The 26744-nt window shown below is 57.9% G+C and carries 18 protein-coding genes and 2 pseudogenes; 14 read left to right on the top strand and 6 right to left on the bottom strand.

The genetic code is table 11. The annotated features are described in order from the left end of the window. Positions 1 to 112 precede the first annotated feature (112 nt). The gene (locus KGA85_RS01775; protein WP_007985772.1) at positions 113 to 343 is read left to right on the top strand and encodes a VF530 family DNA-binding protein; all 231 of its coding nucleotides are present in this window, start codon (positions 113 to 115) and stop codon (positions 341 to 343) included. 2 nt (positions 344 to 345) lie between these two features. Then, positions 346 to 987 carry a Pr6Pr family membrane protein gene (locus tag KGA85_RS01780; RefSeq protein ID WP_223458682.1) on the top strand — a complete coding sequence of 214 codons (642 nt, stop codon included), beginning with the start codon at positions 346 to 348 and terminating at the stop codon, positions 985 to 987. A 200-nt stretch (positions 988 to 1187) separates the two neighbouring features. On the opposite strand, the gene KGA85_RS01785 is transcribed toward KGA85_RS01780, so the two are convergent. Continuing rightward, a complete protein-coding gene (locus tag KGA85_RS01785) occupies positions 1188 to 1973 on the bottom strand; it encodes a siderophore-interacting protein (protein ID WP_223542857.1) in 786 nt (261 codons plus the stop codon). After that, positions 1970 to 2545 carry a PadR family transcriptional regulator gene (locus KGA85_RS01790; protein WP_223458686.1) on the bottom strand — a complete coding sequence of 192 codons (576 nt, stop codon included), beginning with the start codon at positions 2543 to 2545 and terminating at the stop codon, positions 1970 to 1972. Before KGA85_RS01790 ends, KGA85_RS01785 begins: the two co-directional genes overlap by 4 nt. 504 nt (positions 2546 to 3049) lie before the next feature. On the opposite strand from KGA85_RS01790, the gene KGA85_RS01795 reads away from it, so the two are divergent. From KGA85_RS01795 to KGA85_RS01815, 5 genes are all read left to right on the top strand, one after another. Next, a complete protein-coding gene (locus tag KGA85_RS01795; RefSeq protein WP_046041008.1) occupies positions 3050 to 3529 on the top strand; it encodes a CS1 type fimbrial major subunit in 480 nt (159 codons plus the stop codon). A gap of 111 nt (positions 3530 to 3640) precedes the next feature. Then, positions 3641 to 6163 (top strand): CS1-pili formation C-terminal domain-containing protein, encoded by a 2523-nt coding sequence (locus tag KGA85_RS01800; RefSeq protein WP_223542858.1) that lies wholly within the window; start codon positions 3641 to 3643, stop codon positions 6161 to 6163. An 89-nt stretch (positions 6164 to 6252) separates the two neighbouring features. Next, positions 6253 to 7467, top strand: coding sequence for a hypothetical protein (locus KGA85_RS01805; RefSeq protein WP_223542859.1), 1215 nt, complete (start codon positions 6253 to 6255; stop codon positions 7465 to 7467). 59 nt (positions 7468 to 7526) lie between these two features. Then, positions 7527 to 8270 (top strand): molecular chaperone, encoded by a 744-nt coding sequence (locus KGA85_RS01810; RefSeq protein ID WP_223542860.1) that lies wholly within the window; start codon positions 7527 to 7529, stop codon positions 8268 to 8270. A 63-nt stretch (positions 8271 to 8333) separates the two neighbouring features. Continuing rightward, a complete protein-coding gene (locus tag KGA85_RS01815) occupies positions 8334 to 8828 on the top strand; it encodes a CS1 type fimbrial major subunit (RefSeq protein ID WP_223542861.1) in 495 nt (164 codons plus the stop codon). A gap of 49 nt (positions 8829 to 8877) precedes the next feature. Here KGA85_RS01815 and KGA85_RS01820 read toward each other — a convergent pair whose 3' ends face one another. The 3 genes and pseudogenes from KGA85_RS01820 to KGA85_RS01830 all read right to left on the bottom strand — a co-directional run bounded on the left by KGA85_RS01820 (position 8878) and on the right by KGA85_RS01830 (position 17538). Next, the gene (locus KGA85_RS01820) at positions 8878 to 13542 is read right to left on the bottom strand and encodes a dermonecrotic toxin domain-containing protein (protein ID WP_223458697.1); all 4665 of its coding nucleotides are present in this window, start codon (positions 13540 to 13542) and stop codon (positions 8878 to 8880) included. A 171-nt stretch (positions 13543 to 13713) separates the two neighbouring features. Further along, positions 13714 to 16827 (bottom strand): transglycosylase domain-containing protein, encoded by a 3114-nt coding sequence (locus tag KGA85_RS01825; protein ID WP_223458699.1) that lies wholly within the window; start codon positions 16825 to 16827, stop codon positions 13714 to 13716. A gap of 252 nt (positions 16828 to 17079) precedes the next feature. Beyond that, positions 17080 to 17538: pseudogene (locus tag KGA85_RS01830) on the bottom strand (REP-associated tyrosine transposase). A 474-nt stretch (positions 17539 to 18012) separates the two neighbouring features. Between KGA85_RS01830 and KGA85_RS01835 the strand changes: the two are divergent. Then, entirely contained in the window at positions 18013 to 19434 is a 1422-nt protein-coding gene (locus KGA85_RS01835) for an amino acid permease (RefSeq protein WP_223458701.1), read from the top strand. Positions 19435 to 19496: 62 nt separating this feature from the next. Here the strand turns inward: KGA85_RS01835 and KGA85_RS01840 are convergent, their stop codons facing one another. Further along, positions 19497 to 20630 (bottom strand): OpgC family protein, encoded by a 1134-nt coding sequence (locus KGA85_RS01840; RefSeq protein ID WP_223458704.1) that lies wholly within the window; start codon positions 20628 to 20630, stop codon positions 19497 to 19499. A gap of 243 nt (positions 20631 to 20873) precedes the next feature. On the opposite strand from KGA85_RS01840, the gene KGA85_RS01845 reads away from it, so the two are divergent. The 6 genes and pseudogenes from KGA85_RS01845 (at position 20874) to KGA85_RS01870 (ending at position 26723) form a co-directional block, all read left to right on the top strand. After that, entirely contained in the window at positions 20874 to 21248 is a 375-nt protein-coding gene (locus KGA85_RS01845; RefSeq protein WP_223458706.1) for a GtrA family protein, read from the top strand. Next, positions 21245 to 22186, top strand: coding sequence for a glycosyltransferase family 2 protein (locus KGA85_RS01850; RefSeq protein ID WP_223458708.1), 942 nt, complete (start codon positions 21245 to 21247; stop codon positions 22184 to 22186). The genes KGA85_RS01845 and KGA85_RS01850 overlap by 4 nt, the downstream gene beginning before the upstream one ends. Before the next feature lies 1 nt (position 22187). After that, positions 22188 to 23696 carry a glucosyltransferase domain-containing protein gene (locus KGA85_RS01855; protein ID WP_223458709.1) on the top strand — a complete coding sequence of 503 codons (1509 nt, stop codon included), beginning with the start codon at positions 22188 to 22190 and terminating at the stop codon, positions 23694 to 23696. Between the two features lie 147 nt (positions 23697 to 23843). Beyond that, positions 23844 to 24217 (top strand): annotated as a pseudogene (locus KGA85_RS01860) (GtrA family protein). Continuing rightward, a complete protein-coding gene (locus tag KGA85_RS01865; protein ID WP_223458712.1) occupies positions 24214 to 25179 on the top strand; it encodes a glycosyltransferase family 2 protein in 966 nt (321 codons plus the stop codon). The pseudogene KGA85_RS01860 and the gene KGA85_RS01865 overlap by 4 nt, the downstream one beginning before the upstream one ends. Beyond that, positions 25176 to 26723 carry a glycosyltransferase family 39 protein gene (locus KGA85_RS01870; protein ID WP_223458714.1) on the top strand — a complete coding sequence of 516 codons (1548 nt, stop codon included), beginning with the start codon at positions 25176 to 25178 and terminating at the stop codon, positions 26721 to 26723. The genes KGA85_RS01865 and KGA85_RS01870 overlap by 4 nt, the downstream gene beginning before the upstream one ends. The last annotated feature ends 21 nt before the right edge of the window (positions 26724 to 26744 follow it).

The raw sequence follows: 26744 nt of genomic DNA on the forward strand, positions 1-26744 counted from the left end.
CAGCTCCTACATTGGAATGCGTATCCTGCCGCAGGCTGCGATCTTTTCCGTTTCACCTACATTTAACGTAAGGTGCGCGGCTTCCAATTCCCACTCTGCTCGAAGGCCCGGCATGACCGAACACAACACCGATCCGTTGCATGGCGTGACGCTGGAACAGATCCTCAACGCGCTGGTTGAACACTACGAGTGGTCGGGGCTGGCCGAGCGCATCGATATCCGCTGCTTCAAGAGCGACCCGAGCATCAAGTCGAGCCTGACGTTCCTGCGCAAGACCCCGTGGGCGCGGGAGAAGGTCGAACGCCTGTATGTGAAGTTGATGCGCACCAAACGACCGCTTTGAACATGGCCGACCCGTCTGCGTTACGCCGTCGTTTGGTGGCCATGGCTGCCATGCTTGGCTGGGCGGGATTGAGCATTCAGATGTACCTGATTCTCCATTCACGCTGGACGCTGGGCGCGAGCCTGATCGGCGGGCTGATGAGTTTTTTCAGCTATTTCACCGTGCTGAGCAACACCTTGGTGGCGACCGTGCTGACCTGTGAATGGACATCCCGCGAGTCCGCCGCGCGCCGCTGGTTCCTGCAGCCTTGGGTCAGCAGTGCGATTGCTGTGAGCATCGCCGTGGTGAGCCTCGCCTACAACCTGCTGCTGCGCCACTTGTGGCATCCCGAGGGCTGGCAATGGCTGGCCGATGAGCTGTTGCACGACATCATGCCGTTGCTGTTTCTGGGGTATTGGTGGCGTTGTGTGCCCAAGGGCACATTGCGCGTGTGGCATATCGCGCTGTGGGTGATTTATCCACTGCTGTATTTCGCCTATGCGCTGTTGCGCGGGCATCTGCTGGCGGTTTACCCGTATCCCTTCGTGGACGTGGACAAACTCGGTTATCCACAGGTGTTCATCAATGCCGGCGGGTTATTGGCTGGGTTTGTGGTGATTGCGTTGCTGGTGATCGGGCTGGATCGGTGGCGGGCTCGAAGGTGAGCGCTATGGGTGTTTTGAGCACCTTTTGTGGCGAGGGAGCTTGCTCCCGTTGCACTGCGCAGCAGTGCTAAAACCTGCAACCTGGTTAATCTGATACACCCAATGCGCAGATTTACGACTGCTTCGCAGCCGAGCGGGACGGTGCGGCGATCCGACAAGCTCCCTCGCCACAAAATCTTCAGCCTGCGATTGAGTGGATATCACTCCTCGCCGCTGTCCCCCAGTTTCCAGTACCCAACCGCCTTGACGAACTGCTCGTCCAGCCCATGCTCATCGAGCAACACCCGACGAGTCTGCCGCGACACCTTGCTCTCGGTCGCCACCCACGCATACAGGCTGCCGGCTGGCATCTGGATCTGGCGCACGGTAGCCAGCAGATTGTCCTTGCCACCTTCGCGCAGCACCCAGATCACATTGACCTCGGCCGCACTGTGCAGCACCTGCTGCTCCTTGCCGTTTTCCACTTCGACGATCACCAGCGCACGGCGGTTGGCCGCCAGGCCTTCCAGACGCCGGGCGATGGCGGGCAGGGCGGTTTCGTCGCCGATCAGCAAATAGCTGTCGAAGATGTCCGGCACGATCATCGAGCCCCGTGGCCCGCCGATGTGCAGGAACTGCCCGGGCTGGGCCTGCGCCGCCCAGGTCGAGGCAGGGCCGTCGCCGTGCAGTACGAAGTCGATGTCCAACTCCAGGGTATCGAGGTCATAGCGGCGCGGGGTGTAGTCACGCATCTCAGGCAGCGGACCGTTGTCCTTGCCGGCGCCCAGTACCAGGGTTTCCAGCGCCGCGGCCTGTTCGGCATTCTGCGGGAACAACAACTTGACGTGATCGTCCGTGCCCAGGCTGACGAAGCCCGCCAATTCAGGGCCACCCAGGGTAATCCGGCGCATGCGCGGGGTCAGGTCGACCACGCGCAACACTTCCAGGCGACGGCGTTTGATTTCGTGCATGACACGGTGAATGGTTGAGGCGATGACTTCAGTCATTCGGCGTTCTCCTGAACGGGTTGAACGGCGGGGCCGTCGACGATGGCTTTGGCGGTGTCGTTGAGCAGGTCACGTACCCGCAGGATTTCGTCCGGGCTCCAGCGTCCATGGTGCATTTGCAGGGCGTGGCGCAGGTTATGCACAGCCTCATGGATTTCCGCCGGGCGATCATGGCCGCGCAGCGAACGCTTGCTGACGTCGATGCGCATCCGCACGCCATCCAGTGCTACGGCTTGCTCTTGCAGGAATAGACGTCCGGCATCGGTGATGGTGTAGCGTTTTTTTCCGCCTTCGGCGTCGCCCAGGATCAGTTCGCTTTCTTCCAGGAACGTCAGGGTCGGGTAGATCACGCCGGGGCTGGGGCAGTAGGCGCCCTCGAACATGCCTTCGATCTGGCGGATCAGGTCGTAGCCATGGCACGGCTGTTCGGCGATCAATGCCGGCAGCAACAACTTCAGATCGCCGGGGGCAAACACCCGGGGCCCACGGCCGCCGCGTTCGCGGGCGGGACGTTTCTCAAAGCAGTCACGGTTGTCGCCGTGTTCGCGGTGGGGGGAATGATGGTCTCTCATTTTCTGCTTTCTCTCGTCGTCTTTAGATACAACTTAAGATATATCTTAACGAAAAAGCAAAGGCTCCTGACCAACGGCAATCCCTGCATCGGCCCTGGCTTGAAGGTCAAATCGAAAAAATAGAGCTTATTAGTACAGGTAAAATCTCAGAAATTAGTGTTAACTCTCTAATGTATTAGTTTGCTCCATTGTTTGCTGGGGTTGTGGTATTGGTCTTACAGAAGGTACTTTGTTAATATCTCGAATATCATTGCAGGCAGGATGCTGTTTGTAGTCTGTCTCTTACAGTCAAACATCGCTTCTGTAGTTATTTCCGTTTTTTTCTTTCTACTGTCATGGCACTCCGGCTACGCACTTGCAGGAACTTTCTTGCTTACTTTCAAGAACAATTGGTCGATCATCTTTCGGCGTTGAAAGTTCAGCTGGGCAAATAGCTGCTCGTGACAGTTTTGCTCTGTATGAACTTTCAGCCCTTCATCCTTTTAAAAACACAGGTACTGAAAGATGTTCAAGAAAATCGCGTTCGCTGCTCCCCTGGCTGTTTTGGCTCTGAGTTCTTCGATGGCGTTTGCCGCTACCGAAGCCAGGCACACCATCAGTCTGGTTGCTACTGTCAATGCTGACGACTTCTATGCGGTGCCGGTTGACTTTGATCTGGTCAACAAGGATCAGGACATGAGCTACAACCCCTCTACCGACTCCATGAGATCCGTCGATGGGCACTTTGATGTGCTTCATACCGCCGGCAAGGTCAACGCACGACTTGAAGGCGTCCCCAAGCTGATTGCCGGTAACAAAAGCATCGACTTGAAAGTCGAGCTCAATGGCAAGACGCTGACAACCACTTCACAGGAAGTTGTTGGAGATGAAGAGTCCAATACCCGTTATCGCGCGCCATTCAAAATCAGTGCGGTGACCACGCAAAAACCTGATGCAGGCGATTACACCGGCGTCGTGATGTTGGTTGTCGAGCCTTCCGTCTAAGTAATATTCGCGACGGCAAACCGTTTACTTATATCAAGTGACGTTCTCGGTCGGCAAACTTTCCGGTTTGTCGGCCGTGCTTTAACTCCTTTGTAATTAGAGAACTCGTTCATGTTCCCGATGACGCCCATCGCGGCGGCGCTTGCGCTGCTGTTATGTAGCAGTGCATTTGCGGCGCCCACTTCCGTTGATAACTCGCCGCGAAGTTTGCTGGCACAGGCCAAGGGCTTGCCGGCCGAGTTCGAGGAGCATTTCTTCGATGTTCCCTTGGCGGTTCGTGTCGAACTCGATCAACAACCACTGGGTGAGGCGATGATTGTGTTGTCCCGTGATGACCGGGTAACGCTGCTCGATTTCACCGACACCAGCGAAAGCCGCTTCACTGCAAGTGAGCGTGATACCTGGGCCGATATTCTCAAACCCGGTGTGACGCTGGGCACCTGCACAGGCCAATGCCCGGAGCAGATGCTGGCGGTTCACTACAACCTCGAAAATTCATTGCTGTCGATCGTCACTGAAAATGCCGAGCGCGACAGCGAAGCCAAGCGTTTCTACGATCAGCCCGAAGGCGGCAGCAATGGCCTGATGGTACGTAACCAGCTCAATCTCAATGGCGGCCAGGATCAGGACCTGGGCGGTCGTTTCGGCCTGGAGGCCAGCGGCAGCCTGGGCAACTGGAGCCAGACCTTCAACATGCAACTGTCCCGTCTTGGTGGTCCGGACAACAAGACCTACCACGCGGTGCACGAGCTCTATAGCCAGCGCGAACTGGAGGGCCGTTTTTTCCGACTGGGCTACTTCACCCCCAATTCCGAAGGCCTGACGCGCGAGCCCCGTTCGTTCGGCACCAGCCCCGATACGGCGGTGGGCGTGATGTTCGGCAGTTCCGACAGCCTGGCGATCGACAGCCCGAAACCCAGTGTCTATCCGGTTTATGTCACGGCCAACCGACAGGGTTCCGTGGAAATTTACCGCGACGGCTTGCTGATCAATACCCAGTCGGTTCCGGCGGGTTTGCAAACCCTCGACACCCGTCCGTTGCCCGGTGGCATTTACGAGGTGGAAGTGCGGTTGATCGAAGACGGTCAAATCACATCGACCACCCAGGAGTTGATTTACAAGCCGAACAATTGGCGCAACCACGATGAGCGTTGGCGCTACAACCTGTTTGCCGGACAGGAAAGCAAATTGATGAGTAATTGGAATGATCAAGAGAGCGGCGATGCGACGGTGGGGGCGTCATTCAACTACTTGCTGCACCCACGGGTGATTCTCGGGCTGTCGGCACGCCAGGTCAGTGACAAGCTGCAGTACGGCAGCTCCATCGACTGGAGCCTGGCCAACAGCGTCAGCCTCTATGCCAACCTGTACCAGACCGAAGACCACGGCACCGGTGCCGATTTTCAAGGCCTGTACAACTATGGCGCCGGCAGTCTGGTGATCAGCCACAACCGCAGCTGGCTAGACACCACCAACACCTTCGACACATTGCCCGACGGCACCCGAGTGCGTCAGCGCAATGTGTTCACCGGCCAGACCAGCAATTCGTCATTGGCGCTGAACCACCGGATCAGCCGCAAAAGCTCGCTCAACGCACGGGTGTCCCACAGCGAGGGCAACGTCGAAGGTATGGGGGTGGACCTGGGCTGGACGCAACGCACCGTTCTGTTCGGCAGCGATGCCAACTGGCGGCTCTCGCTGTTTGATCGCCCCGGCAGCTACAGCAGTGGTGATGCGCGTAATCGCGGGGTCGACCTGAGCATCAACATGGCGCTCGGTGGCCCGGGGCAGCAGGTTTCCGGCAGCATCGGCAGCCGCACCGCCCGTGATGGCAGCCGTGACAACAACGCCTCCCTGGGTTGGCGAAAGGACCTGCAAGACCATGTGTTGCAGAGCGTATCGGTGACCGCGCTGACCGATACCTACGGTGTCGGATTGTCGAGCCTGGCGAACTTTCGCACCGATGCCATCAATGGTGACGGGTTCATCCAGCGTTCGTCCTTCAACGACAATTTCACCGGTGGTTTGAACCTCGACAGCACGCTAGTCGTTGGAGCGCAGCGCATGGCGTTGACCAGTCAGCACCAAGGACGTGGCGCCGGGATGATTGTCGATGTCGAGTCCGACATCGACGGCATTGCCCTGCGTGCCGACGACCTCAGCGGTGGCAGCGCTGCCTTGCGTCCCGGACGCAATTTCATACCGCTCACCGCTTACAAAAACAGTTCGGTGAGCTTCGACTTCGAAGGCAACGACGTCCCGGCGGCGAGCATCGAGCCGGCACGCACGCGCTATCACCTGAACAAGGGAGGCGTGGAGTACCGCAAGGTCCGTGTCATGAAAACCCTGACCGTGCTCGGCCGCTTGCTCGACCCGCAAGGACAGCCGCTCAAGGGCCATCACGTGATCAACCACGCCAGCCGTGGGGTCAGCGAAGTCGATGGCTTCTTCTCCATGGAAATGAATGCCGGCTCGCCAACCCTGGAAGTACGTTACGCAGACCAGTTGCTGTGCCAGTTCCGCCTTGATATCGACAAGCACCGCAGTGAAAACAACGTGCTGATGATCGGTGATCTGCGGTGTTCGCCGGACACGTTGGCGGATGCCACTTCCAACCAACGCACGGCAGGTTGAACGGCCCCGATTCCGATGTTCAAGAGAGTGTGATCATGAAACTAACGTCTACATGTTCCCGCCTGCTGCGGCGCAGTCGCTGGCTGGGGATGCTGGCCGTCGTCGCGGCGCCTTCGGCACAGGCGGTGAATCAGGAGATCCGGGCGCTGTTCACCCCGGACTCTGCCAACCCGCAACGAAATCTGTTCGTTAATAAAACGCCGGTCAGTGGCTATTGTGCCGACTATCCCAGCGAATGCCGGGACAACGAGACCTTCAGCATTCGCCTGCCCATGCGTTTCGAATCGGCGAGCACCATGCAACCCAATGCGTCGCCGCGCAACAGTGCGATGTTCAGCATTCCGGCCCTGTGGCGTCCGTTAACGGTGACGAACCGGGAAACGGGCGAAACGGAAACCGTCGAGGTGCGTATTGCCGGTTTCGGTTCCAGATACATCCTCAGTGATACCGCGGTCAATCTGACAGGTGCCGCCACGGCCATTGAAGGGCACCGCGCCTTATGGGGCGGTCCGGGGGGAGGCTGGGTAAACGCGGCACCTCCCTGCGCCTACAGTGGTGTCGGGCTGTATTCGGACAACTACTACCGGTTCTTCTGGAAGACCCCGGTACAAGGGACCTGCGTCAAGACTGCGAGTTTTCCGATACCAGCCATGACTTATGACTACCTGGACTTCTCCTATGAGCTTAAAACCCCCAATCCGCTGACGATGTCATCCGGGCTTTATACGGGGGACGTGAGTTATCGCATTGGTCCCGGTGGTGACTTCGACATGGGCGATGTGATGCTGCCGAGCGACCCCGACCTGACCCTGAATTTTGTATTGGATGTTCAGCACACCCTCAAGGTCGACATCCCCCCAGGAGGCGAAAAAATCCAACTGGTCCCGGCGGGCGGCTGGCAAAGCTGGTTGCACGCGGGGCGTAAACCTGTGCGTTTGTTTCGGGACCAGACGTTCAATATCTCCGCGTCTTCGCGGTTCAAGATGCTGCTGGAGTGTGAAATCACTGGTTTCCCCTATGACTGCCTGATTCTTGATCCGGTGTCTAGACGCTCGGTCGAATTGCAAGTCAGCGTCAGTCTGCCAAACGGGTTGACCAATCTCGCGGGGCAACCGGTCAAGCGCCAGCGACTCAGAACAGGGGCTGCCAATGCGCAGCAATTTCAACCTGGTTTTTATGTAGATCGAGCACCGGGAATTCTGCACTTCGAGATCCCGCCACATCAGATGGAATTCATGATTCAACCCGGTGTGGCGTCCACCTATCGCGGCAAAGTCACCGTGATCTGGGATTCGGAAGTCTGATGGCCCGCGTATCGATGGCGCGAGTCCGATTTGTGTTCTATGTGATGAGGTTCAAGAGTATGAAACGTTTGTGGGCACTGCTGGGTTTGAGCGGTTTTTCCCTGGCGGCTTTCGCCGGACCGCAAATCAATGTCGGAACGGTTTACGACTACCTCGACAGCGACAAGAGCACGTATCTCAAACGCGTGTTCAACAGCGGAGACAGTACTGCGTTCGTCAAGGTCAACATCCTGGAAATCGTCTACGACGCCGATGGCAGCCATCGTGAAATTCCGCTCAAGACCCAGGCGGACGGCAGCGGTCGGGATGGCTTGATGGCCAGCCCCGCACGACTGATCGTGCCGGCCAAAGGCATGCAGGGTACGCGTTTGTTGCACATGGGCGAACGTGACACCGAGCGTTATTTCCGCGTGCGCTTCGTGCCGGTGGTGCCAGAGAAAGAAGACGAATTCGCGGTGTCGAGTGAAGAGCGCGATGCCTACAAACACAACCTGTCGGCGGGGGTCAACGTGATGACCGGGTTTGGCACGGTGTTTTTTGTCCGACCGAAAAACAGTCGCTTCGACAGCGTGATCGATGACAGTCCCGGTGTTTACCGGCTGCGTAACAACGGCAATACCGTGGTGCTGATCGATGAGTTTCGCAACTGCTCGCTGAAAAACGAAACCGAGTGTGAGCCGACCACCAAACACCACATTCTGGCCGGTAAAACCTTTGAGTTCGAGAAAAAGCCCGGCCGCGAATATCGCTTCAACCTGGTGGAAGGCGCATCGAAAAAAACGCTGCGCATCGCCAGCCAGTAATACCGGGAGGGGCGAGTCACCTTGGCTGGCTCGCGGTATTTTTTGACGCAACAGGTACCTGACATGATCAAGCAATCGACCATCGCCGTGTGGATGAGCGTGATGGCGCTGATAAGTACCCAGGCTTTTGCGGCCCGGGAGGAGCGCACGTTCGAGGTGTCGGTGGATATCCCGACGCTGGGGTTTTACATCATCCCCGCCGAGTCGAACTGGATACACCTTGAACAGACGTTGCCGTGGAACATCCACACCAGGACATTGGAGGGGCTGCGCAAGAATTTCGACGTCAAGCACGACACCAGCGCGATCGAAGCACGGTTGGAAGCAGAACCGTATCTGACCAACGGGCGTGACGATCAGAACATTTATTTGCGCGTCAGCTTCAATGGCAAGGAGTTGAGCCATGACCCACGATCGCGGGAAGTGCTGACCGCTGCACAAGCAATCGCCGGTGGCCGCTTTCCCTTGGAGATCGTGCCGAAAGTGCCTGTCGGCGGCTACAAACCGGGTGTTTACTACGGCAATGTGCAACTGATATTCATCGCCGCTGCGCCTTGATGTGCGGCAGCCTGACGCGTCAGGCTGCCTTTGACTTGCTTTGTGGACTTTATTGGCCGGCTTTGCGCAGCGCCTCTCGGGTCAGTTGTCTCGCCATCTGTTTCTCCTCGTCACCCAGGTCGATGAGAAAACGATCGAAGTCAGATTCGCTGATGGGCTCATCGGCAAAGACTACGGTCTCTGGAACGGGCAGAACGTTGATGAGTTCCCAGAGCCGGTTGCGCAGGTCGGCTTTCTCAATGTCTGACGTCGACTCGAGCCATTCGCGCTGCGTGGTGCGCAAGGTTTCCAACTGGTCGAACAGGCTCTGATAGCGGTGTTTGTTCGCCTCCACTTCAACCGAGTAGCGTTCAATCAGGTAGTTTCCCCAAAAGTCTTGCTCGAGCATTCTGTTCACCAGACCATCGACTTCGCCCAGGGCCAGCACCGTGTCATAGGCTTGATCGATCATGCTGTCGGTGACGCCCGAGACTGGCCGGTAGAGCATGCCTTCCGATTGCCAGGGCAAGCCCAGGCGTTGTGCCAACCCGGTCTGATAAGCCAGATAGATTTCGACCTCATCAGGGTTGCCGCCACGGCTGGCAACGTCGGCCCGGGCAATGTCGTTCACTTGTTCCAGTCGCGCCGCACCTTTGGCCACGGTCACCAGTTTCTGCTCAAGCTCTGCCGCATCGATGGAGTAGGAGTAGGCCTCGGAGGCGAGCACGTTGATGCCCATGTGGTTGAACAGCTGTGCGCCGGCATCGGCACAGTCCACCGGTGCGATTGCCATGGTGAATAGCTTTTCCCGCAAGCGGGTGTCGACGTGCACGGCATCGAGCATGCGCCAGACCCTTTGTAGCAATTGATCCTGAGCCCGGCCGCCGGCCCGGTAGTCGGCAGTGTCTTTGGTGTTGAGCAGTACAGTCATGAACCGCTCGGCCTTGGGCTCGTCGATCAGTTCAGACCAAAGGTTGGCCCGATCGACGCCCCAGCCAGGCACATCATTCCAGTGGTCAGCGCTGTAGTTCGAGCTGATCATCAGCTCTGACTGAGTATTAGAGGGCACGATAGGTTCCGGAGGCAGCGCCATTGAGCGGCGGATTTCCTGGTAGAGCAACTGGTTCGGTTCCGACAGATTGCCGACATCGAGCCGGGTACGCCCCACTACCCAGGCTTGTGGGGTGCCGGGGACCACGTTGGGAATCAGGCTGATCGGGTTGTCTCGAAGGTCCAGCAGGAAGCCGCGGGGCCTGGGATTGCTCAAAACGCCTTTGGGCCAGGTCATGATCACGGTGTCTCTCAACCCTACGACTTTCAGCCGGGGCATAAGTGAGATATCCACAGACCGTCCCAACGGATTTTCATCGAGCTTGAGTATTTCCAGATAGGTCAGGTGCTTTAGTTTCTCCACTGCTTGGGTGTCCAGAACGATCTCGTTGTCACTCAAGCGCAGGCGTTCCAGCCGATGCATGGTGCCAATGTGTTCCGGCAGGCCTGTCAGCTCGCACTGGCTGGCGCTGAGTTCGCGAAGGTCGGGGAAGTCTTTCAACAAGCCGTTCGCCTTGCCGGAAAAGCGCGTGTTGTCGAGTTTCAGGATCGTGACCTTGTCCAGAAACCTTTTTAGCTGCGGTCGTTCCGGCCACCCGGATTCCAGGTCCAGCGGCAGCAGGTCCACTGACAGATCCAGCGCATAACGGTGCGGATCGGTACGGCTACCGAGATTGGTGTTTTTTCGCTCAAAACAGTCGAGCAAGCCCTGGGCAATGTGTTGCCGGACGCCACGCAAAGGAATCGGATTATCGGCATCCAGCCCGGCGGATTGGATCTCCCAGAGATCGACGAGTTTGCGCAGTTGGTCGAGATCGTTTTCTTGTTCTTCCAGAAGCTTCATTGGCTCGCCCTTTTCGATCAGGGCGTTCGCGAACGTATCAACCTCGGCCTCACTGAAGTGCGGATGAAGATCCTGAATTCGTTCGTGCAGTGTTTTTCCTTCCTTGCTTAGGCCTCCTCCACGTACCAACAGCATGGTCTCGTGCTCGGCCACTGTACGAATCGGTGGCGTGGCCAGAACCGCCCGGCGCTCGCTCGGTGTCTCGGTCTTGGCGATGATCCAGTGCTTGAAGAACCCGATATCCCCCGCTCGATATCCCACCGCTCTGCGCCCATCCCGGCCCATGGCCTGGAGCAGGGCTGGAAGAAAATCATCGGCTGCGTGGATCTGCTGATCCTCGGCGTCACGTACTTCGTATTTTCCGGATTCGTCGCGAATCATGACCCTTACTTGTGCTGCATCTTCCGGCCCGGCGCTGCATCGCAGTTCGCCGTCGAGCGCGCCTTGGCGGATTTCGATGCGCAGGTTGCCGAAGGTATCGGTTTGCGTCCGCAGGGTGCCCAGCACCAGGCGTTCGGTATCGCGACTGACCAGCGCGTTGTCGTACAGGCCGTGGGCGGCGCGCACCGCCTGGGTCTCGAACTGAAGTTCCCGGGCCTGGCTTTTCAGGCGCAAGGGCAGGCGCTTGTGTCGGGTAGTCTGCTGGCGTTCCGAATGGGTGGCGCCGGCGAAGATTTTTTTCGCGACGGGGCCGGGCAGTTCGGGAAATTCGCTGAAAAGTGCAGCCATTTCGGGGGACAACGCAGGAGGTGGATTCACCGGTGCCCCCAGGCGTTGCAGGGTGTCGGTCAGCAAGGGCGGCGGCGGGGCGTGCTCGATGTGCATCCTGCGCAGTTCGGCCTCTTCAGTACCGCTGATCTGACGGATCCGCTCCAGTTGTGTGTCGCTGAATGCGTCGGTCGTATGGCCCAGGCGACGCATCAGGGTCGTGCCTTCCCACTCGCGCGGGTTCTCCGTTTCACTGACCCAGGCACCATGACTGTTGTGCCGCAGGTTCGGGGTATACGCGTCGGGGCGTTGTGGATGTTGAATGCGGTGTTGTCCGGTTACCGGGTCTGTTTGCACGGCGAACAATTGATCGTCCAGTCGCAGAATCTGTTGCCCTTGATGCTGGTAAATCCCCTGTGCATCGGGCCTGGCGTCTGTGGGCAAGGCCAGGTCAGATTGTTGATAGGGGGCGAGGTCCGGGTTCCACAACCGCGTCCGCCCATCGGCCGTTTGCACCGGCTTGAGTCCTTCGAAAAACGGCGAGAGCTTCGCGCGCGCGACATTGCCGATTGCGCCGCCCGCGGCAAATGCGCCCAACTGGACGACGCTTTCCAGCACGCTGATGGTCTGTTCTGCCGCCTCGGCAAAATGACCCTCGGCCAGGTCGACGATACCCTCGACCACTTCATCGGTCAGTTGATAGGCGGTGTAGGCCAGCATCAACTCGCCAAGGCCGGGGACAAGCGGCGTGGCCACCAGCAGCGCGACGTTGAGAATGTCCGACAGCATTTTTTCCAGGTTATCCCACCAGGCCCAGCGGGCCATACGATCGGCGTACTCGGTGGAAATCGCGATTTCCCGCCCATCGTTGAGAATCTTGTTGAGCTTCTGGCGGTAGTAGTAGCCCCAGAGATCATTCTTGAACACAGTCTCTCGGTCGGTCTTGACGCTCGACAGGCTGAACTTCAAGTCGGGGTTGGCCACGGGCGTTTCACGCCAACTGGGCAAGCTGGAGCCAGGTGGGACCGGCTGCCATTCGATTGTGCTCAGGCGGTCATTGAGTCCGGCGAAGAAATGCCCGCGTTGCTGATGGGGCACGAACTGGCTGAAGTACTGTTGATAACTTTTGCTGGAGGTGCCATCGCGCAGCTGGCGTGTCAGTTGCGCCATGAAATCGAGCGTCGACGGGTACAGCTTGAGCGGATGCTCCGGGTCATGGGGAACATACGCCAGGACCGGGACGGCACCTGTGGCGGTGAATACATCGGGGGCGATCAGCACAATGCCAACCAGGCGCGTGTCCATCATCGACAGGTTGTAATAGCCGACGGGCTGACCGTGCCATTGCAGTTGTGAACGATCGTCGAGCATGCCTTGCACGACGTCATAGGCCTCCTGGTCGATGTCCTTTTTCATCAGGGCCATTTGTGCCGCAACATTCAACGCGCTTTTCTGACTGCGAATGACGATGTAACGCAGGTAATTGCTCGCCACTCTGTTGGTCGACAGCAAAAACTCGTTCAGATGCTGTTGGTATCTGGCACCGATGTTCAGTTCGCGGCACAGTGATTTGAACTGATCGATGCTCAGTTTGTGCTTGAGGTGTTTGACCCCGAAATGCCCGCGAGCGTCGGGGCGGGTGATGAACTCGGAGTCTTGGTGAAATGACTCGTCGAGCGAAAAATTATGCAGGGCGGCGTCCAGTAGCGAAACGGTCCGGCTGGTGGTGCCGCCTGAAAAGTCATGCACCCACCAGGATGTTTTCACCGGTGCATACAAATGTAGCCAGGTCTGCTCGACATCGTCGTCGACGCCGAAACGGTCCTTCAGTGCCTGTTGCAGGATGGGACGGGCAAATGCGTAGACATCCTGCAGTTCGCTCAGTGCGCGATCTACTTCGTTTTGCGCAGTCCAGCTGAGCTTGATGCCGTGCTTCAGTCGTTGCTGCAGCGCCTGGGTGGCGTCCCGCAGCGGGTCTGGAAGGATCACCCTGTCGGCTTTCAGTTCATTGACGCGAGTGATGGAAGTGTCTTTCAGCCAGGAAGGGATGGCCTGTTCGACCCGTTCGAAATGGATACTTTTATCGGCCAGGTCATTGGCGAGCGAGTCTGGAGTCTTATAGGGGTTGGGCATTGTCTGATCGTCCGTTGATCAATAATGGAACGAACAGACTAGGTACGCGTGGCCCCCGAAAAAAGCTCAAAAACTGGTTCTAAAGGATGTCTGTTTTGCCCCGAGCCTCCCAAAATCAAGGAGTGAAAAATAGATAGTTACCGCCACCTCGGCACTGGTTTTTGGTAATGCTTAGCGAACAGCCGTTGCCGCGGTTGGCTGGCACATCGTGTGGGTGCCCGGTTGCAGGTACGGCGTCAGAATCGGCGCCATGCCTTTGAGCACCTGCACCGGCAACGCCGAGGTGAAAGTGAAGCTCTCCGCCGAGCGACCCGGCACGTACGCGGTCAGGGTGCCGAAGTGGGTATCGCCGATGTAGAACACGAACGTGGCCGTGCGGTTGAGCGATTTCGAACTCAGGATCCGTCCGCCGGAACCGATGGCTTCGATACGGTTGTCACCAGTACCGGTCTTGCCGCCCATGGCCAGCGGGCTGCCATCCGGCAGTTTGAAACTGCCGGCCACGCGCTTGGCCGTACCGGCATCTACCACCTGTGAAAGGGCTTCGCGCATGGCGGTCGCCACCTCGGATGGCATCACCCGTTTGCCGACGTCCGGGTCATTGATCAGTTGGGTTTCATAGGGCGTGTTCGCAGCGAAATGCAGGCTGTCGATACGCAGGGTCGGCATGCGCACGCCATCGTTGAGGATGGTGCCGATCAATTCGGCCAAGGCGGCGGGACGGTCGCCGGAGCTGCCGATGGCGGTGGCCAGCGACGGTACCAGGTGGTCGAACGGATAGCCGACCTTCTGCCAGCGCTGGTGGATGTCGAGGAACGCTTCGATCTCCAGCATGGTGCGGATGCGACTGTCGCGGGCACCCTTGTGCCTGCTTTTGAACAGCCAGCTGTAGACCTCCTGGCGCTCGAACTGGCTGGCTTTGACGATTTCACCCCACTTGGCGTCGGGGTGATTGAGCAGGTAGCCCATCAGCCACAGGTCCAGCGGGTGAACCTTGGCGATGAAGCCCTGGTCCGGCAGGTCGTAGGAGCCGGGGCCGTAGCCCTCGTAGAGCCGCACGAGACGTTCGTCAGTGAGTTTTTCCGTGAGCTTGGCACCCGTGAGGTGCGAGCGCACGAAGGCGTTGAAGCTTTCCTGAGTGGCCTGTGGCAGCAGGTAGCGGTGTACGGCGGCCATGCGGATCGGGGTCGGCCGCATGCTATCCAGGAAGGTGTCGAGCCGGTCCTGGGTGTCCTTGTTCTTGTACTTTTTCCAGAATTTGAGCAGGAACGAATTGCCCTCGTGGTCGGCGAATTCGGCCAGGTATTCCTGGCGCCGCGGGTCGCGGTCGTCCTTGAGCAGTTCGGCACTGCTGTTCGGGCCGGAGTAGGTGGTGTAGCGCACCAGGTCACGCATCAGGCGAATGAACGGCAGGTTGATCGACTCGCGCAGGGCGTCGCGCAGGGTCGGTATCCGGCCGTTGTCTTCCTTGCGGAAATTGTGGAACACATGCAGGCCACCCCCGGTGAAGAATGCCTCGCCAGGGCTGGCGGAGTATTTACGGTCCAAGGCTGCACCGAGCATTTTTTGCAGGTCGCGGTCCTTGTTCTCGATCAGGTAATCGACCGCCCAGCGGCTCAGGCGGTCCTGATCCGGCACGTCGACTTTCTTCAGTTCCGGGACAGCCATGCCGGCGTATTTGTCGTGCAGCTCGGAGATGATTTGCAGGTAGGTGGTCAGCACGCGCATTTTCGCGGTAGAGCCCAGTTCCAGTTTGCTGCCTTCGTTGATGTCGAATGGCTGGTCGGTGCTGTCGGTCTGCACCCGAACCCGCGAGCCGTCCGGAGTCAGTTCGAACAGAGTGAAGCTGTAGCGCACCTGGGTGGTGCTGGTGGTGGTCAGAAGGCGTTCGCCGATCAGGCCGATTTGCGTGGCAAACTCAGGGTCGGCCAGTTTTTTCAGGTACTCGGTGGCCTCGGCTTGCAACTCGCCTTGCAGGGTGCTGGTGGCGGAGAGGTCGAGGCGGTCGAGGTCATACAGCGGACGATTGAGCATGCCGGCCAGACGGCTGCGCGCGACACTGATGCCCTTGTTGGCTTCGATCGGTTGAATGGTCGGCTGGGTGGCCCAGTCGCGGTAGGTCACTTTGCTGGCCAGGGCTGCTGCGGCGAGCTGAGCATCGATCACACTGTTTTGCGCCAGCAGGCGAATATGGCTGTCGGTGAGGTCGGCCAGTTCATCGTGACCCTTGGTCAGGTAATGCGACGGGCGGCGCTGGGCAATCATCAACGACAGCATTTCACGCAGGGCCAGGCCTTTTTCCGCCATGGTTTTTGGATCCGTCGCGGTGCTGGAAAGAGCTTCGTTGGCCTGATTGAAGTCGGAGCCGTACCACACACGCAACCCTTCAGCCATACCGTGCACTTCACCGTGGCCCGGTACGGCCGACAACGGCACGCTGTTGAGGTAGTCGCGAACCACGTTCTGCCGGGCTTCGAGGGTTTGTGGCCCGGCCTGGTAGGCGCGCACGGTGGCGGAAATCATCTGGCGAATCTTTTCCGCGCCATTGACCGTCAAGCCATCGGGGGAATGCCGGTACTTCTCAAGTTGCGTGGCCAGGGTACTGCCACCGGCGGATTGGCCTGGCACGTGTAACAGCTTGGCCACCTGGGACCACGCCGCCATGCCGAACCGCGGCCAGTCCACCGCCGGGTTGGCCAGCGGTTGCTTGGGGTCGAGCAGGAAGCGGTTCTCGATGAACAGCAGGCTGTTGACCACCACCGGCGGGATCGAGGCAAAGCTTGAATAAAGCTGCTGCGGATAGTTGTACTGGTACAGCGGGGCTGCACGGCAATCGGTGATCGACAGCCCGGCCTGGATTTTCTCGGCATAAGGCACGAACAGGCCCTTGTCGCTGTACTTCAACAGCGCCGGGGAAAAGCGGGTTTGTGCTTCGACGACGAAATTTCGCTTGATCAGGCGCGGCAGGAACTCATCCAGCGAGCTGTAGCCCAGGCGCCGATCGAACGGACCGTCGCCCGGATAGCGAATCGCATCGCTGGGGCCGGGTTTGAGCTCATAGTTCAGGGACGCGGCGTATTTGCTGACTTCCCGGGCCTGGAACCTCGAGGTACGCATTTCCCTCGCAGCCGCCAGCCCCACGACAATCGCGATTATCAACAGCAATAGCCAGAACGCTCCCCATCCGTGCCTGGAGCGACGGGGTTTTTCAGGAATAGGCGCTTCATCCTCACGTTCATTCGGAACCACGGTTTTACTCGAATCGGTTTGCCACAAAGCGCCCATAGTCGACTGATCCATTCACGCAGATTGATCGGACTTCACTGAAGCTTAGACGGTGGTTGGCGAAGGTGAAAAAAATGTGAAGGGCAAAATGTCGGGTAATGGCCTCTTTTTGTGGCGAGGGAGCTTGCTCCCGCTGGGCTGCGCAGCGGCCCCCAGGCAGGCAAATGCGATTTGTCTGGATGATATGTTTCACCGGCTTTACGACTGCTGCGCAGTCTAGCGGGAGCAAGAGGATCAGCCAGCCATTTGACCTCACAGCCAGCACGCATCCCAGAGCGGATAGTCGCCAATTTTATCCACAAGCCCCGCCCTGAGTGGATTGGCAACGATGTAGCGAGCGAACGGTAGAAGATCTTCTCCGTCGCGGATGGCCCGGTCGTGGTAGCCGGTTTGTCAGAAGGCTCCTCTTTCGTTCAATTCCCGGTTGATCGTGAGAGTGCTGCGAGATTTTATGGCCTGCATGAGTTGCGCCAGCGTGTGCCGCTCAAGCTGTATTAACCAGTGGAAGTGGTCCGGCATGATGACCCAGGCCATTGAGTTGACCCATTTTTGATCATGGGCTCGCCTGAGCTCCTCAACCAACAGGCGTCCAAGCCGCCAATCCGCGAATAATCGGCGGCGCTGATGTACGACTGCGGTAATGAGATAACCCCTACCTTGTTCCGAGTAACGTCCACGGCGCAATAGATGTGAGTTTGGATGGGGATGCATTCCGTTGCTTCCTTTGGCGTTTGTCTAAATACGCTAGCTCCTTGTTTTCTTACTTGTATCTGCATTGGCTGAATGAAATTTCCCCGGTTATTGAAGGATTCAAAGCAACGAGTGGCGAGGGAGCTTGCTCCCGCTCGGCTGCGCAGCAGTCGCAAAACCAGAGGTCTGGATCAACCCGACAAATCATGGTTGCTGAATTGAGGACTGCTTTGCAGTCCAACGGGAGCAAGCTCCCTCGCCACAGTAGGTAGGAGGGCTGAAACACTTGAACTAGAGCTTTATAGACTTTGGCAGGGGCATGACGATGCACCATTGTTGTGCAATACTCGGCGCCGTTTTTCCCACTGATCTTGCGGGTTTTTCCTACAAGACGACTCTGCCCACGAAGCAGAACCGGTTCGGGAGGCGATGGCTTATCGGTCAGCGCTTCGCCACTCGGTGGTCATATCCAATAACAAGACGAGGATGTCCCCCATGCCCGTAGGCAATCACCTGCCCCAAGGCGAGACCGCTCAGGGCGGTTCGCTTAAACGTGAACTCGGCGAGCGGCATATTCGCCTGATGGCACTCGGTGCCTGTATCGGTGTCGGCCTGTTCCTGGGCTCGGCCAAGGCCATCGAAATGGCCGGCCCGGCCATCATGCTGTCTTACATCATCGGCGGTCTGGCAATCCTGGTGATCATGCGCGCCCTCGGCGAGATGGCCGTGCACAATCCGGTCGCTGGCTCGTTCAGCCGTTACGCCCAAGACTACCTCGGCCCGCTGGCGGGCTTCCTGACCGGCTGGAACTACTGGTTCCTGTGGCTGGTGACCTGCGTCGCGGAAATCACTGCCGTGGCGGTCTACATGGGTATCTGGTTCCCCGATGTGCCGCGCTGGATCTGGGCGCTCGCTGCTTTGATCAGCATGGGCTCGATCAACCTGATCGCGGTCAAGGCCTTTGGTGAGTTCGAGTTCTGGTTTGCCCTGATCAAGATCGTCACCATCATTGCAATGGTGTTCGGCGGCATCGGCATCATCGCCTTCGGTTTCGGCAACGACGGTGTGGCCCTGGGGATTTCCAACCTGTGGACCCAGGGCGGCTTCATGCCCAACGGCGTGCAAGGCGTGTTGATGTCGCTGCAAATGGTGATGTTCGCCTACCTCGGCGTGGAAATGATCGGCCTGACCGCCGGTGAAGCGAAGAACCCGCAAAAGACCATCCCCAATGCCATCGGCTCTGTGTTCTGGCGGATTCTGCTGTTCTACGTCGGCGCGTTGTTCGTGATCCTGTCGATCTACCCGTGGAACGAAATCGGTACTCAGGGCAGTCCGTTCGTGATGACTTTCGAGCGGCTGGGCATCAAGACCGCGGCGGGTATCATCAACTTCGTGGTGATCACCGCGGCGTTGTCGTCCTGCAACGGCGGCATCTTCAGTACCGGGCGCATGCTCTACAGCCTGGCGCAGAACGGCCAGGCCCCGGCGGGGTTCGCCAAAACGTCGAGCAACGGCGTACCACGGCGTGCATTGCTGCTGTCGATTGGCGCGTTGCTGCTGGGCGTACTGCTGAACTATCTGGTGCCGGAAAAGGTGTTTGTCTGGGTGACGGCGATTGCCACCTTCGGCGCGATCTGGACCTGGGCGATGATCCTGCTGGCCCAACTGAAATTCCGCAAAGGCCTGAGCGCCAGCGAAGCGGCCGGCCTGAAATACCGCATGTGGCTGTACCCGATCAGCTCTTATCTGGCGCTGGCGTTCCTGGTGCTGGTGGTCGGCCTGATGGCGTACTTCCCGGACACCCGCGTGGCGCTGTATGTGGGCCCTGCGTTCCTGGTGCTGCTGACCGTGTTGTTCTACGTGTTCAAGCTGCAACCGACCAATGTTTCGCAAGGTGCGGCGCGTTCGGCTTCGTAAGTCGTAATGCCTGAAAGACAAAAGCCCCGGTCGAAATGATCGGGGCTTTTTGGTTTTGAAGATCAATGGATCGCAGGCTGTGATCTTTTGATTGTCTGGTTCAACCGCTTGTTGAACTCCAGCCACGCCGCCAGCAACGCCATCAACCCGGCACCCACCAGCGCCGTGAAGATCTGCATGGCAAAAGCATCGTCGGTCAACGCATTGATCATGTCCGCCAATGGTGCCAGCAGCACGCCCAGGCAGAAAATCTCCAGCGAGAAACGGCCCATTCGGCAACTTTGCTGCGCGAGCCAGTTTTGCGTCCATCCGCTGTCGGGAATCAGTTTCGCCGTGATGTAGGCCAGTGCGAGGAAATGCAGCAGGCGCACCGGGGACAGGTCGGTCTTGCTGATGGGGTACAGGAAGTTCTGCAGGCTCGCCGGCACCACGGCATCGTGTATATCCGGCCAGCGCCACAGCACGGTCAACACACCCGCGACCACGACATACAGCGCCGCACTGACAAACAACGGCTGGCGTAGCAATGGGCGCGTCTCGGGCAGGCGCGGGCGCTGGCTGTGAATCGCAGCGGCACCGCCGAGCACGAACAGCAACTGCCAGGCGACCGGGTTGAAATACCATACGCCGTCCTTGATGGCCGCCAGGTTCCAGCCAGCCAGCGGCACCATCAGATACAACGCCAATGACATCGCGACCACCACCCAGGCCTTGTGCACCAGCAGCGGCAGCACCAGGGGCAAGCCCGCCAACAGCACGATGTACAGCGGCAACGGGTCCATCAGGTTCGGCTTGAAGCGTAACAGCAGTTCATCGATCAGAGCCTGCTGCGGGTTGCTGATGAAGTGATGCATGCCCATTTCTTCCACCAGATCCCGTGTTTCCACGTGGCTGTTGGCAAAAAACACAATGCCCATCAGCATCGCCAGCAGGAAGATATGCACCACGTAGAGCACCCACGCCCGGCGCAGGATTTTCACGCAGGCGATCAGAAAACCTTCGCGCGCCAGGACTTTGCCGTACGCCAGTACGGCCGCAAAACCAGCCAGAAACACGAAAACCTCGGCCGCATCGCTGAAACCGAAGTTACGCAGGGTGATTTGCCCCAAAGGGTTGTGGGGCACGTGATCCCAAAAGATGAAGATCAGTGCCAGACCACGAAAAAAGTCGATCCGGTGATCGCGTGCTAACGTCATGACAGCAGACTCGTAACAGCGGGTAAAAATGGGATTGGTGGCGGGCGCAAAGGCCACGCGCCCGATCGGCGGCGCGCAGGGTGGACTGATTCGCGGGCAATTGCAAAGTCGGGATATTTCCGGATGTCTCGGGCGTTGCTTCAAGGCTCAACCGCTGGTCTGAAAGGTCCAAAAACCTGCGATTTCTGACAGCAGACAGGCTCAAATACTAATGAATGCAACGTTCTGAAACGGGAGCCTCACATGAGACTGTTGTGGAAAGGGCTGTCCAGTTACACGGCGATCGGGGTCGCCAACACCCTGATCCACTGGCAGATCTTTTTCCTGCTGAGTGTGGCGGCCGGCCTCAGCCAGGCAATCAGCAACCTGGCGGCCTTCTGCGTGGCTGCGTCGTTTTCTTTCTACATGAACGCGCAATTTACCTTTGCCGCCAGTGCCACGGTCGCAGGTTACCTGCTGTTTCTTTTGGGCATGGGGGCATTGAGCCTGGGGGTCGGCCATCTCGGCGATGTCTGGCGATTGCATGGTTTGCTCACCGTGGCCCTGTTCTCGGCGTTGAGCCTGGTATTCGGCTTCCTGTATTCCAAATACGTGGTGTTTCGCGAGCGTGATCAATGAAAGTGTCGCTCATTGTCCCGGTGTTCAACGAAGAACAGGCGATCGACCTGTTTTATCAGGCGGTACGACGGGAGTTGAAGCTCAGCGGCACCGACGTCGAGATCGTGTTCATTAACGACGGCAGTTCCGACCGCACGGCCGAACAGGCCACGGCACTGGCCCAGGCGGATGATCAGGTGCTGCTGATCAATTTCTCGCGCAACTTCGGCAAGGAACCGGCACTGTTTGCCGGCTTGGAACACGCCAGCGGCGATGCCGTGATTCCCATGGATGTCGATCTGCAAGACCCGATCAGCGTCATTCCGTTATTGGTCGAGCAATGGCAAAAGGGCGCCGATGTGGTACTCGCCAAGCGCCGCAATCGGGACGTCGACGGCTACCTCAGGCGTCACAGCGCGTCGATTTTCTACCATGTGCTCAATCGCATCGCCTACACCCGCATCGAGGAAAACGTCGGGGACTTCCGGCTGATGGATCGCAAGGTGGTCGATGTGATCCGTTCCCTGCCCGAGCACCAGTTGTTCATGAAAGGCGTGTTGTCGTGGGCCGGGTTCAATACCGTGGTGGTGGAGTTCGAGCGGGCAGGAAGGGTGGCGGGGAGCAGCAAGTTCAATGGCTGGAAGCTGTGGAACCTGGCCCTGGAAGGTGTGACCTCGTTCAGCACCGTGCCGCTGCGTTTGTGGACTTACGTCGGTGGCGGCATTTCGATTTTCGCGGTGCTCTATGCGGTGTATATGGTGCTGGACAAGATTTTCTTCGGCAACAGCGTCCCCGGTTATCCATCGCTGATGACCGCGATCCTGTTTCTCGGCGGTGTGCAACTGATCGGCATCGGCATCCTCGGCGAGTACATCGGTCGCATCTACATCGAGGCCAAGCACCGGCCGCGCTATGTGATCAAGGACATCGTCGGCGGTAAAGACCGGGGTAGGCGTTAGCATGGGCCGGTTCAGCGACTTCTTCGTTCGCGAGCTCAGCCGGCATCAGGTCTGGCGGTTTTTTCTGTTCGCGACCTTGGTGTATGTCCTGCCATTGATCCTCGTGGACTACCCTTACATCGATGACAACTGGCGCTCGCTGTCGGCGGGCATGGCCTGGGCCGAACAGGGCCGACTCTTCACTCAGCTGTTCTACAACGCGCTAACCTTCAGCCATGCCGCGCCGAACATCTTTCCCTTGCCCTTGTTGATTGCCACGCTGGCCATGGCGACGGCGCTGACCAGCCTGACGTTCCATTACTTTTGCAAGCCCACCATCGCTTGTTGCCTGGTGCTGTTGCCGCTCTGGTACAACCCGTTCTTCCTGCAAAACCTGTCCTATCAATACGACGGTCCCGCGACGGCCCTGAGCCTGGTGGCGGTGATCTATGCGATCACCTTTCGCCACCCGTGGCGCAGCGTGCAGTGGCTGGTGCCGTCGTTCCTGATTGCACTGGCGTTGGGTTTGTATCAGATCAGCCTGAATGTGTTTCTGGGCCTGTGTTGCCTGGAGTTGCTCAGGGCCGCCAACGATAAAACGGCCCCGGTGCCATGGCGCGACCTGCTGGGCTGGAAAGCCGCCCAGTTCATACTTGGCGGGTTGATCTACAGCGTCAGTGCTTATCCGTTCATGGACTCCAATCGCACATTGCTGCTCAATTGGGCGGCGAATCCTTTATTGCAGATCCAGATCAACATTGCCCGGGTCCTGGAAAAAGTCGTGCTGCTGTTCCATGGCGGATGGCTCTGGGTGTTTGGCGGGTTACTGCTGCTTGCGATAGCCGGGGCGGTGCAGTTGGGATTAAGCGTAGCGGCGCGTCAGGACAGCGGACCGAAGAAGCTGTTGATCGGCCTGATGTGTTTGCTGACATTGCCGGTGGTGACGCTGCTGGTGTCCGGTGTCGCGCTGTTTTTCCGCGACTTCAACGAAGGCGCCCGCACCTTGATGGGCTTCGCCGTGCTGTTGGTGTTGCTGTGCTATTTGAGTCATCTGGCGCTGGCGTCGATCCATGAGCGGCTGCCGCTGCTGTTGATGATTCCCCTGCTGGCCATGTTGTCGCTGTCGTTCGCCTATGGCCGGGTGCTGACGGTGCAGAAAACCTTCGCGTCCACGGCGCTGGCCGGTCTTGCTTACGACATCGCCAGCCACCAGTCGCTGCGCGAGGCCAGGCGGATCTACATCTCGGTGAGTTATTCCGACTACTGGTTAGCGGCGGCGGCGGGTTCATTCAAGCAGTTGCCGGTGCTGCACTACCTGCTCAACACCGACTTTTACATGCTGGCCGAGAACCTGCCGAAAGCGGGGATCACCAACGTGGTGGCGGAGCGGGAGCGGCGTAACGCGACGCGGGTTGGTTATCAGGGCTATCCGGCGCTGGTGGAAAGCCAGTTCTACCGGATTTACCTGATCGGTGATTACGGTTTCATCGTGATGAAGGAACCGGCCCCGATCACTGCTCTGCGTTGGTGAGTCTGAAGGGGCGTGAAAAGTGTCGACATCGTCAGTATGACCGCTGGTCTGAAATCCTTACCAGCCTGTTATTTCTGTCAGTAGACCGCTGTGGCGGCAACACTTAGTTTGAATGCTCCTGAAACAGGGATCTTGGCGGGCGTCGGCATGAATGTTTTGTGGAAGGGATTTTCTACCTATGCGGTCATCGGGCTGGTCAATACGCTCCTTCATAGGCAGGTTTTTTTATACTCATCAATGCTGCCGAACTCACCCAGGCAACCAGTAATTTTGCAGCGTTTTGCGTCGCTGCATCATTCTCCTTCTATGCGAATGCCCTTTATACATTCGATACAAAGGTGACGATATTGCGATACCTACTGTTTGTTTGCGTCATGGGTGTATCGAGTTTCGGCGTCGGTTTTTTTGCTGACAAGTGGCGCATTCACGGATTGGTGACCGTTGCCTCGTTTTCGTTGTTAAGCCTGACTTGCGGGTTCCTTTATTCGCGTTTCGTAGTATTTCGCGAGCACAAGGTATGAAGGTTTCACTGATTGTCCCTGTGTTCAATGAAGAGCAGGCTATCGGGGTGTTCTACCAGGCCGTGCGTCAGGATCCGAGCTTGCGCGAGTACCAAATTGAAATCGTGTTTATCAACGATGGCAGTACAGACGGAACATCCGACCTTGCCAATACGATTGCCTTGGTCGACAGCAGTGTGGTGGTGATCAGTTTCTCACGCAACTTCGGCAAGGAACCGGCTTTGTTTGCCGGGTTGGAACATGCAACTGGCGATGCCCTCATTCCCATGGATGTGGATCTGCAGGATCCAATCAGTGTCATTTCGCGGCTCATCGAAGAATGGATCAATGGGGCTGATGTGGTGCTGGCAAAACGACGAAACCGTTTGGCCGACAGTTATTTCAAACGTCATTTCGCAAGCCTGTTCTATCGGCTACTCAATCAGATTGCATCGACTCGCATCGAGGAAAACGTTGGCGACTTTCGCTTGATGGATAGAAAGGTCGTTGAAGTCATCAAGAGCCTTCCCGAGCAGCAGTTGTTCATGAAAGGTGTGCTGTCATGGGCAGGGTTCAACACGAAAGTCATTGAGTACGATCGTGCTCCACGGGTGGCTGGAAAAAGCAAGTTCAATTTCTGGAAGCTATGGAATCTGGCACTTGAGGGCATCACTTCGTTCAGTACTGTGCCGTTGCGCGTATGGTCCTACATCGGCGGCATCATCTCTCTGATAGCGCTTATGTATGCGGCTTACATGGTTCTGGACAAGGTGCTGTTTGGCAATAACGTGCCGGGGTACCCGTCTCTGATGGCCGCCATTTTGTTTTTGGGGGGGGTACAGCTGATTGGCATTGGCATTCTGGGTGAATACGTCGGGCGTATTTACATGGAGTCCAAGCATCGACCCCGGTATGTGATCAAGGAAATCACCAGAAGTATTAATGAACCGGTAGATCGAGCCTCAATGGAGAGAATCCCATGAGCGCAATGGATCGCTTGGTCGATGCTCAAGTGCGGCGGCAACGCCTGGTTGTCTACGGTCCAGTCCTCATTTTGGTCATGCTGGCCCTTGTCGCTCGCCTTCACGGAATTTCAGTGCCAGTGATCTGGTATGACGAAGCATATAGCCTGCTGTTGAGCGAGCGTTCGCCAGCGCAGATCTGGGCAATTACGGCGGGGGATGTTCACCCTCCGTTGTATTACTTGATTCTCCACTACTGGACTATGGTGTTTGGCAACAGCACCTTTTCAGCGCGAAGCCTGAGTACGCTGGCCGATATCGGCACACTGGTGCTGTGTATCAAACTGATGAGTCTAATTGCTACGCGCAGGGCGGCTTTGATCGCCGGTGTGTTACTGGTGTTGCTGCCGATTTCGGTGCGTTACAGCCAGGAAGCGCGCATGTACGCCTTGCTCGGATTCTGGCTGATGGCCGCCACGGTCGCGTTGGTATGTTGGAGCCGGCAACCGCATCTCAAACGTTACCCCGTGATGTATGTGCTGCTGATGACATCGGCTTTTTACACGCACTACTTTGCGGCGTTGTGTGTGCTGGTGCATTGGGTGTATTGGTCGGGGGTGGGCAGCGGCGAATCGGCATCATTACCTGGGCGGAAATGGTTGGCGGCCAATGTAGCGATTGTCACGTTGTATTCGCCCTGGTTACCGCATTTCATTGACCAGGCTTGGAAAATGAAAGGACTCGAATGGATCGCGCCCACCACATGGGAAATATTGCCGAGCTTTATCGCGCAATGTGCGGCGATGATATCGGCTTCGGATGGCGGGTTACGGGGGGCGCTGATTGTCTCGGGCTTGATGATCGCCTGCTGTGTTGTGTCGTTGCGGTATCGGCGCCGCGATCGTCGTTCAACCTTGCTGCTCATCGCTTACTTCTTCGTGCCAGTTATCACGGTGTTTTTTTTGTCATGGGCCGTTCCGATCTTCGTTCCCAGGTATCTGGTGTTTGCAGCAGCCGGTTTGCCCCTGATCGTCGCTGTTGCGCTGGATCGATTGGCTGAGCACCGGCCTGTCATTGCGTTCCTCTGCTTGAGCGCTTTTATCACAGGGGAAGTGCATGGATTGCTGAACGTTTATTCGCAGCAAGACGGGTTGAACGGAACCTTTATTCGTAAAATGGCCAGGTTGGACACTTTGGCCGAAGGCATCAAGCGTCAGGCCGAGGCTGGCGACGAGATCGTGGTTGACGGCATTTACTGGTATTTGCCGTTCAGTTATTACAACAGCACGGGGATTCAACCGAGGCTATATATCTCCAGTTCGCCGACCGGTGGACCGAACGGTCCCCTCGATTTTGGTGGCTGGCTTCTGATCCCCCAGCGTTTGGACTGGATTTTTTTCAACAATGTCTCAACGGTGAAACTCAGCTCTAAAAGAGTCTGGTGGGTGACTGGCAGGCCCCGCCCTGAATATGTACTGACCTTTCCTCCGTGGTGGAAACAGACGCAGACGCTCAAGGGCGAGGAGGTTGAGGCGCGTCTGTACATTCTGGACGGTGAGCGCTGAAGTCGTCTCAGTCTTTCAGCG

The organism is Pseudomonas sp. GL-B-12 (assembly GCF_019955895.1).
Lineage (GTDB): Bacteria > Pseudomonadota > Gammaproteobacteria > Pseudomonadales > Pseudomonadaceae > Aquipseudomonas.

Bases quoted from the DNA above. Each gene is read 5' to 3' on its own strand.
- KGA85_RS01870 (WP_223458714.1), top strand. From the start codon at position 25,176: ATGAGCGCAATGGATCGCTTGGTCGATGCTCAAGTGCGGCGGCAACGC.
- KGA85_RS01805 (WP_223542859.1), top strand. From the start codon at position 6,253: ATGCTGGCCGTCGTCGCGGCGCCTTCGGCACAGGCGGTGAATCAGGAG.
- KGA85_RS01775 (WP_007985772.1), top strand. From the start codon at position 113: ATGACCGAACACAACACCGATCCGTTGCATGGCGTGACGCTGGAACAG.
- KGA85_RS01840 (WP_223458704.1), bottom strand. From the start codon at position 20,630: ATGACGTTAGCACGCGATCACCGGATCGACTTTTTTCGTGGTCTGGCA.
- KGA85_RS01815 (WP_223542861.1), top strand. From the start codon at position 8,334: ATGATCAAGCAATCGACCATCGCCGTGTGGATGAGCGTGATGGCGCTG.
- KGA85_RS01865 (WP_223458712.1), top strand. From the start codon at position 24,214: ATGAAGGTTTCACTGATTGTCCCTGTGTTCAATGAAGAGCAGGCTATC.
- KGA85_RS01835 (WP_223458701.1), top strand. From the start codon at position 18,013: ATGCCCGTAGGCAATCACCTGCCCCAAGGCGAGACCGCTCAGGGCGGT.
- KGA85_RS01820 (WP_223458697.1), bottom strand. From the start codon at position 13,542: ATGCCCAACCCCTATAAGACTCCAGACTCGCTCGCCAATGACCTGGCC.
- KGA85_RS01795 (WP_046041008.1), top strand. From the start codon at position 3,050: ATGTTCAAGAAAATCGCGTTCGCTGCTCCCCTGGCTGTTTTGGCTCTG.
- KGA85_RS01825 (WP_223458699.1), bottom strand. From the start codon at position 16,827: ATGGGCGCTTTGTGGCAAACCGATTCGAGTAAAACCGTGGTTCCGAAT.
- KGA85_RS01780 (WP_223458682.1), top strand. From the start codon at position 346: ATGGCCGACCCGTCTGCGTTACGCCGTCGTTTGGTGGCCATGGCTGCC.
- KGA85_RS01810 (WP_223542860.1), top strand. From the start codon at position 7,527: ATGAAACGTTTGTGGGCACTGCTGGGTTTGAGCGGTTTTTCCCTGGCG.
- KGA85_RS01790 (WP_223458686.1), bottom strand. From the start codon at position 2,545: ATGAGAGACCATCATTCCCCCCACCGCGAACACGGCGACAACCGTGAC.
- KGA85_RS01855 (WP_223458709.1), top strand. From the start codon at position 22,188: ATGGGCCGGTTCAGCGACTTCTTCGTTCGCGAGCTCAGCCGGCATCAG.
- KGA85_RS01845 (WP_223458706.1), top strand. From the start codon at position 20,874: ATGAGACTGTTGTGGAAAGGGCTGTCCAGTTACACGGCGATCGGGGTC.
- KGA85_RS01785 (WP_223542857.1), bottom strand. From the start codon at position 1,973: ATGACTGAAGTCATCGCCTCAACCATTCACCGTGTCATGCACGAAATC.
- KGA85_RS01850 (WP_223458708.1), top strand. From the start codon at position 21,245: ATGAAAGTGTCGCTCATTGTCCCGGTGTTCAACGAAGAACAGGCGATC.
- KGA85_RS01800 (WP_223542858.1), top strand. From the start codon at position 3,641: ATGTTCCCGATGACGCCCATCGCGGCGGCGCTTGCGCTGCTGTTATGT.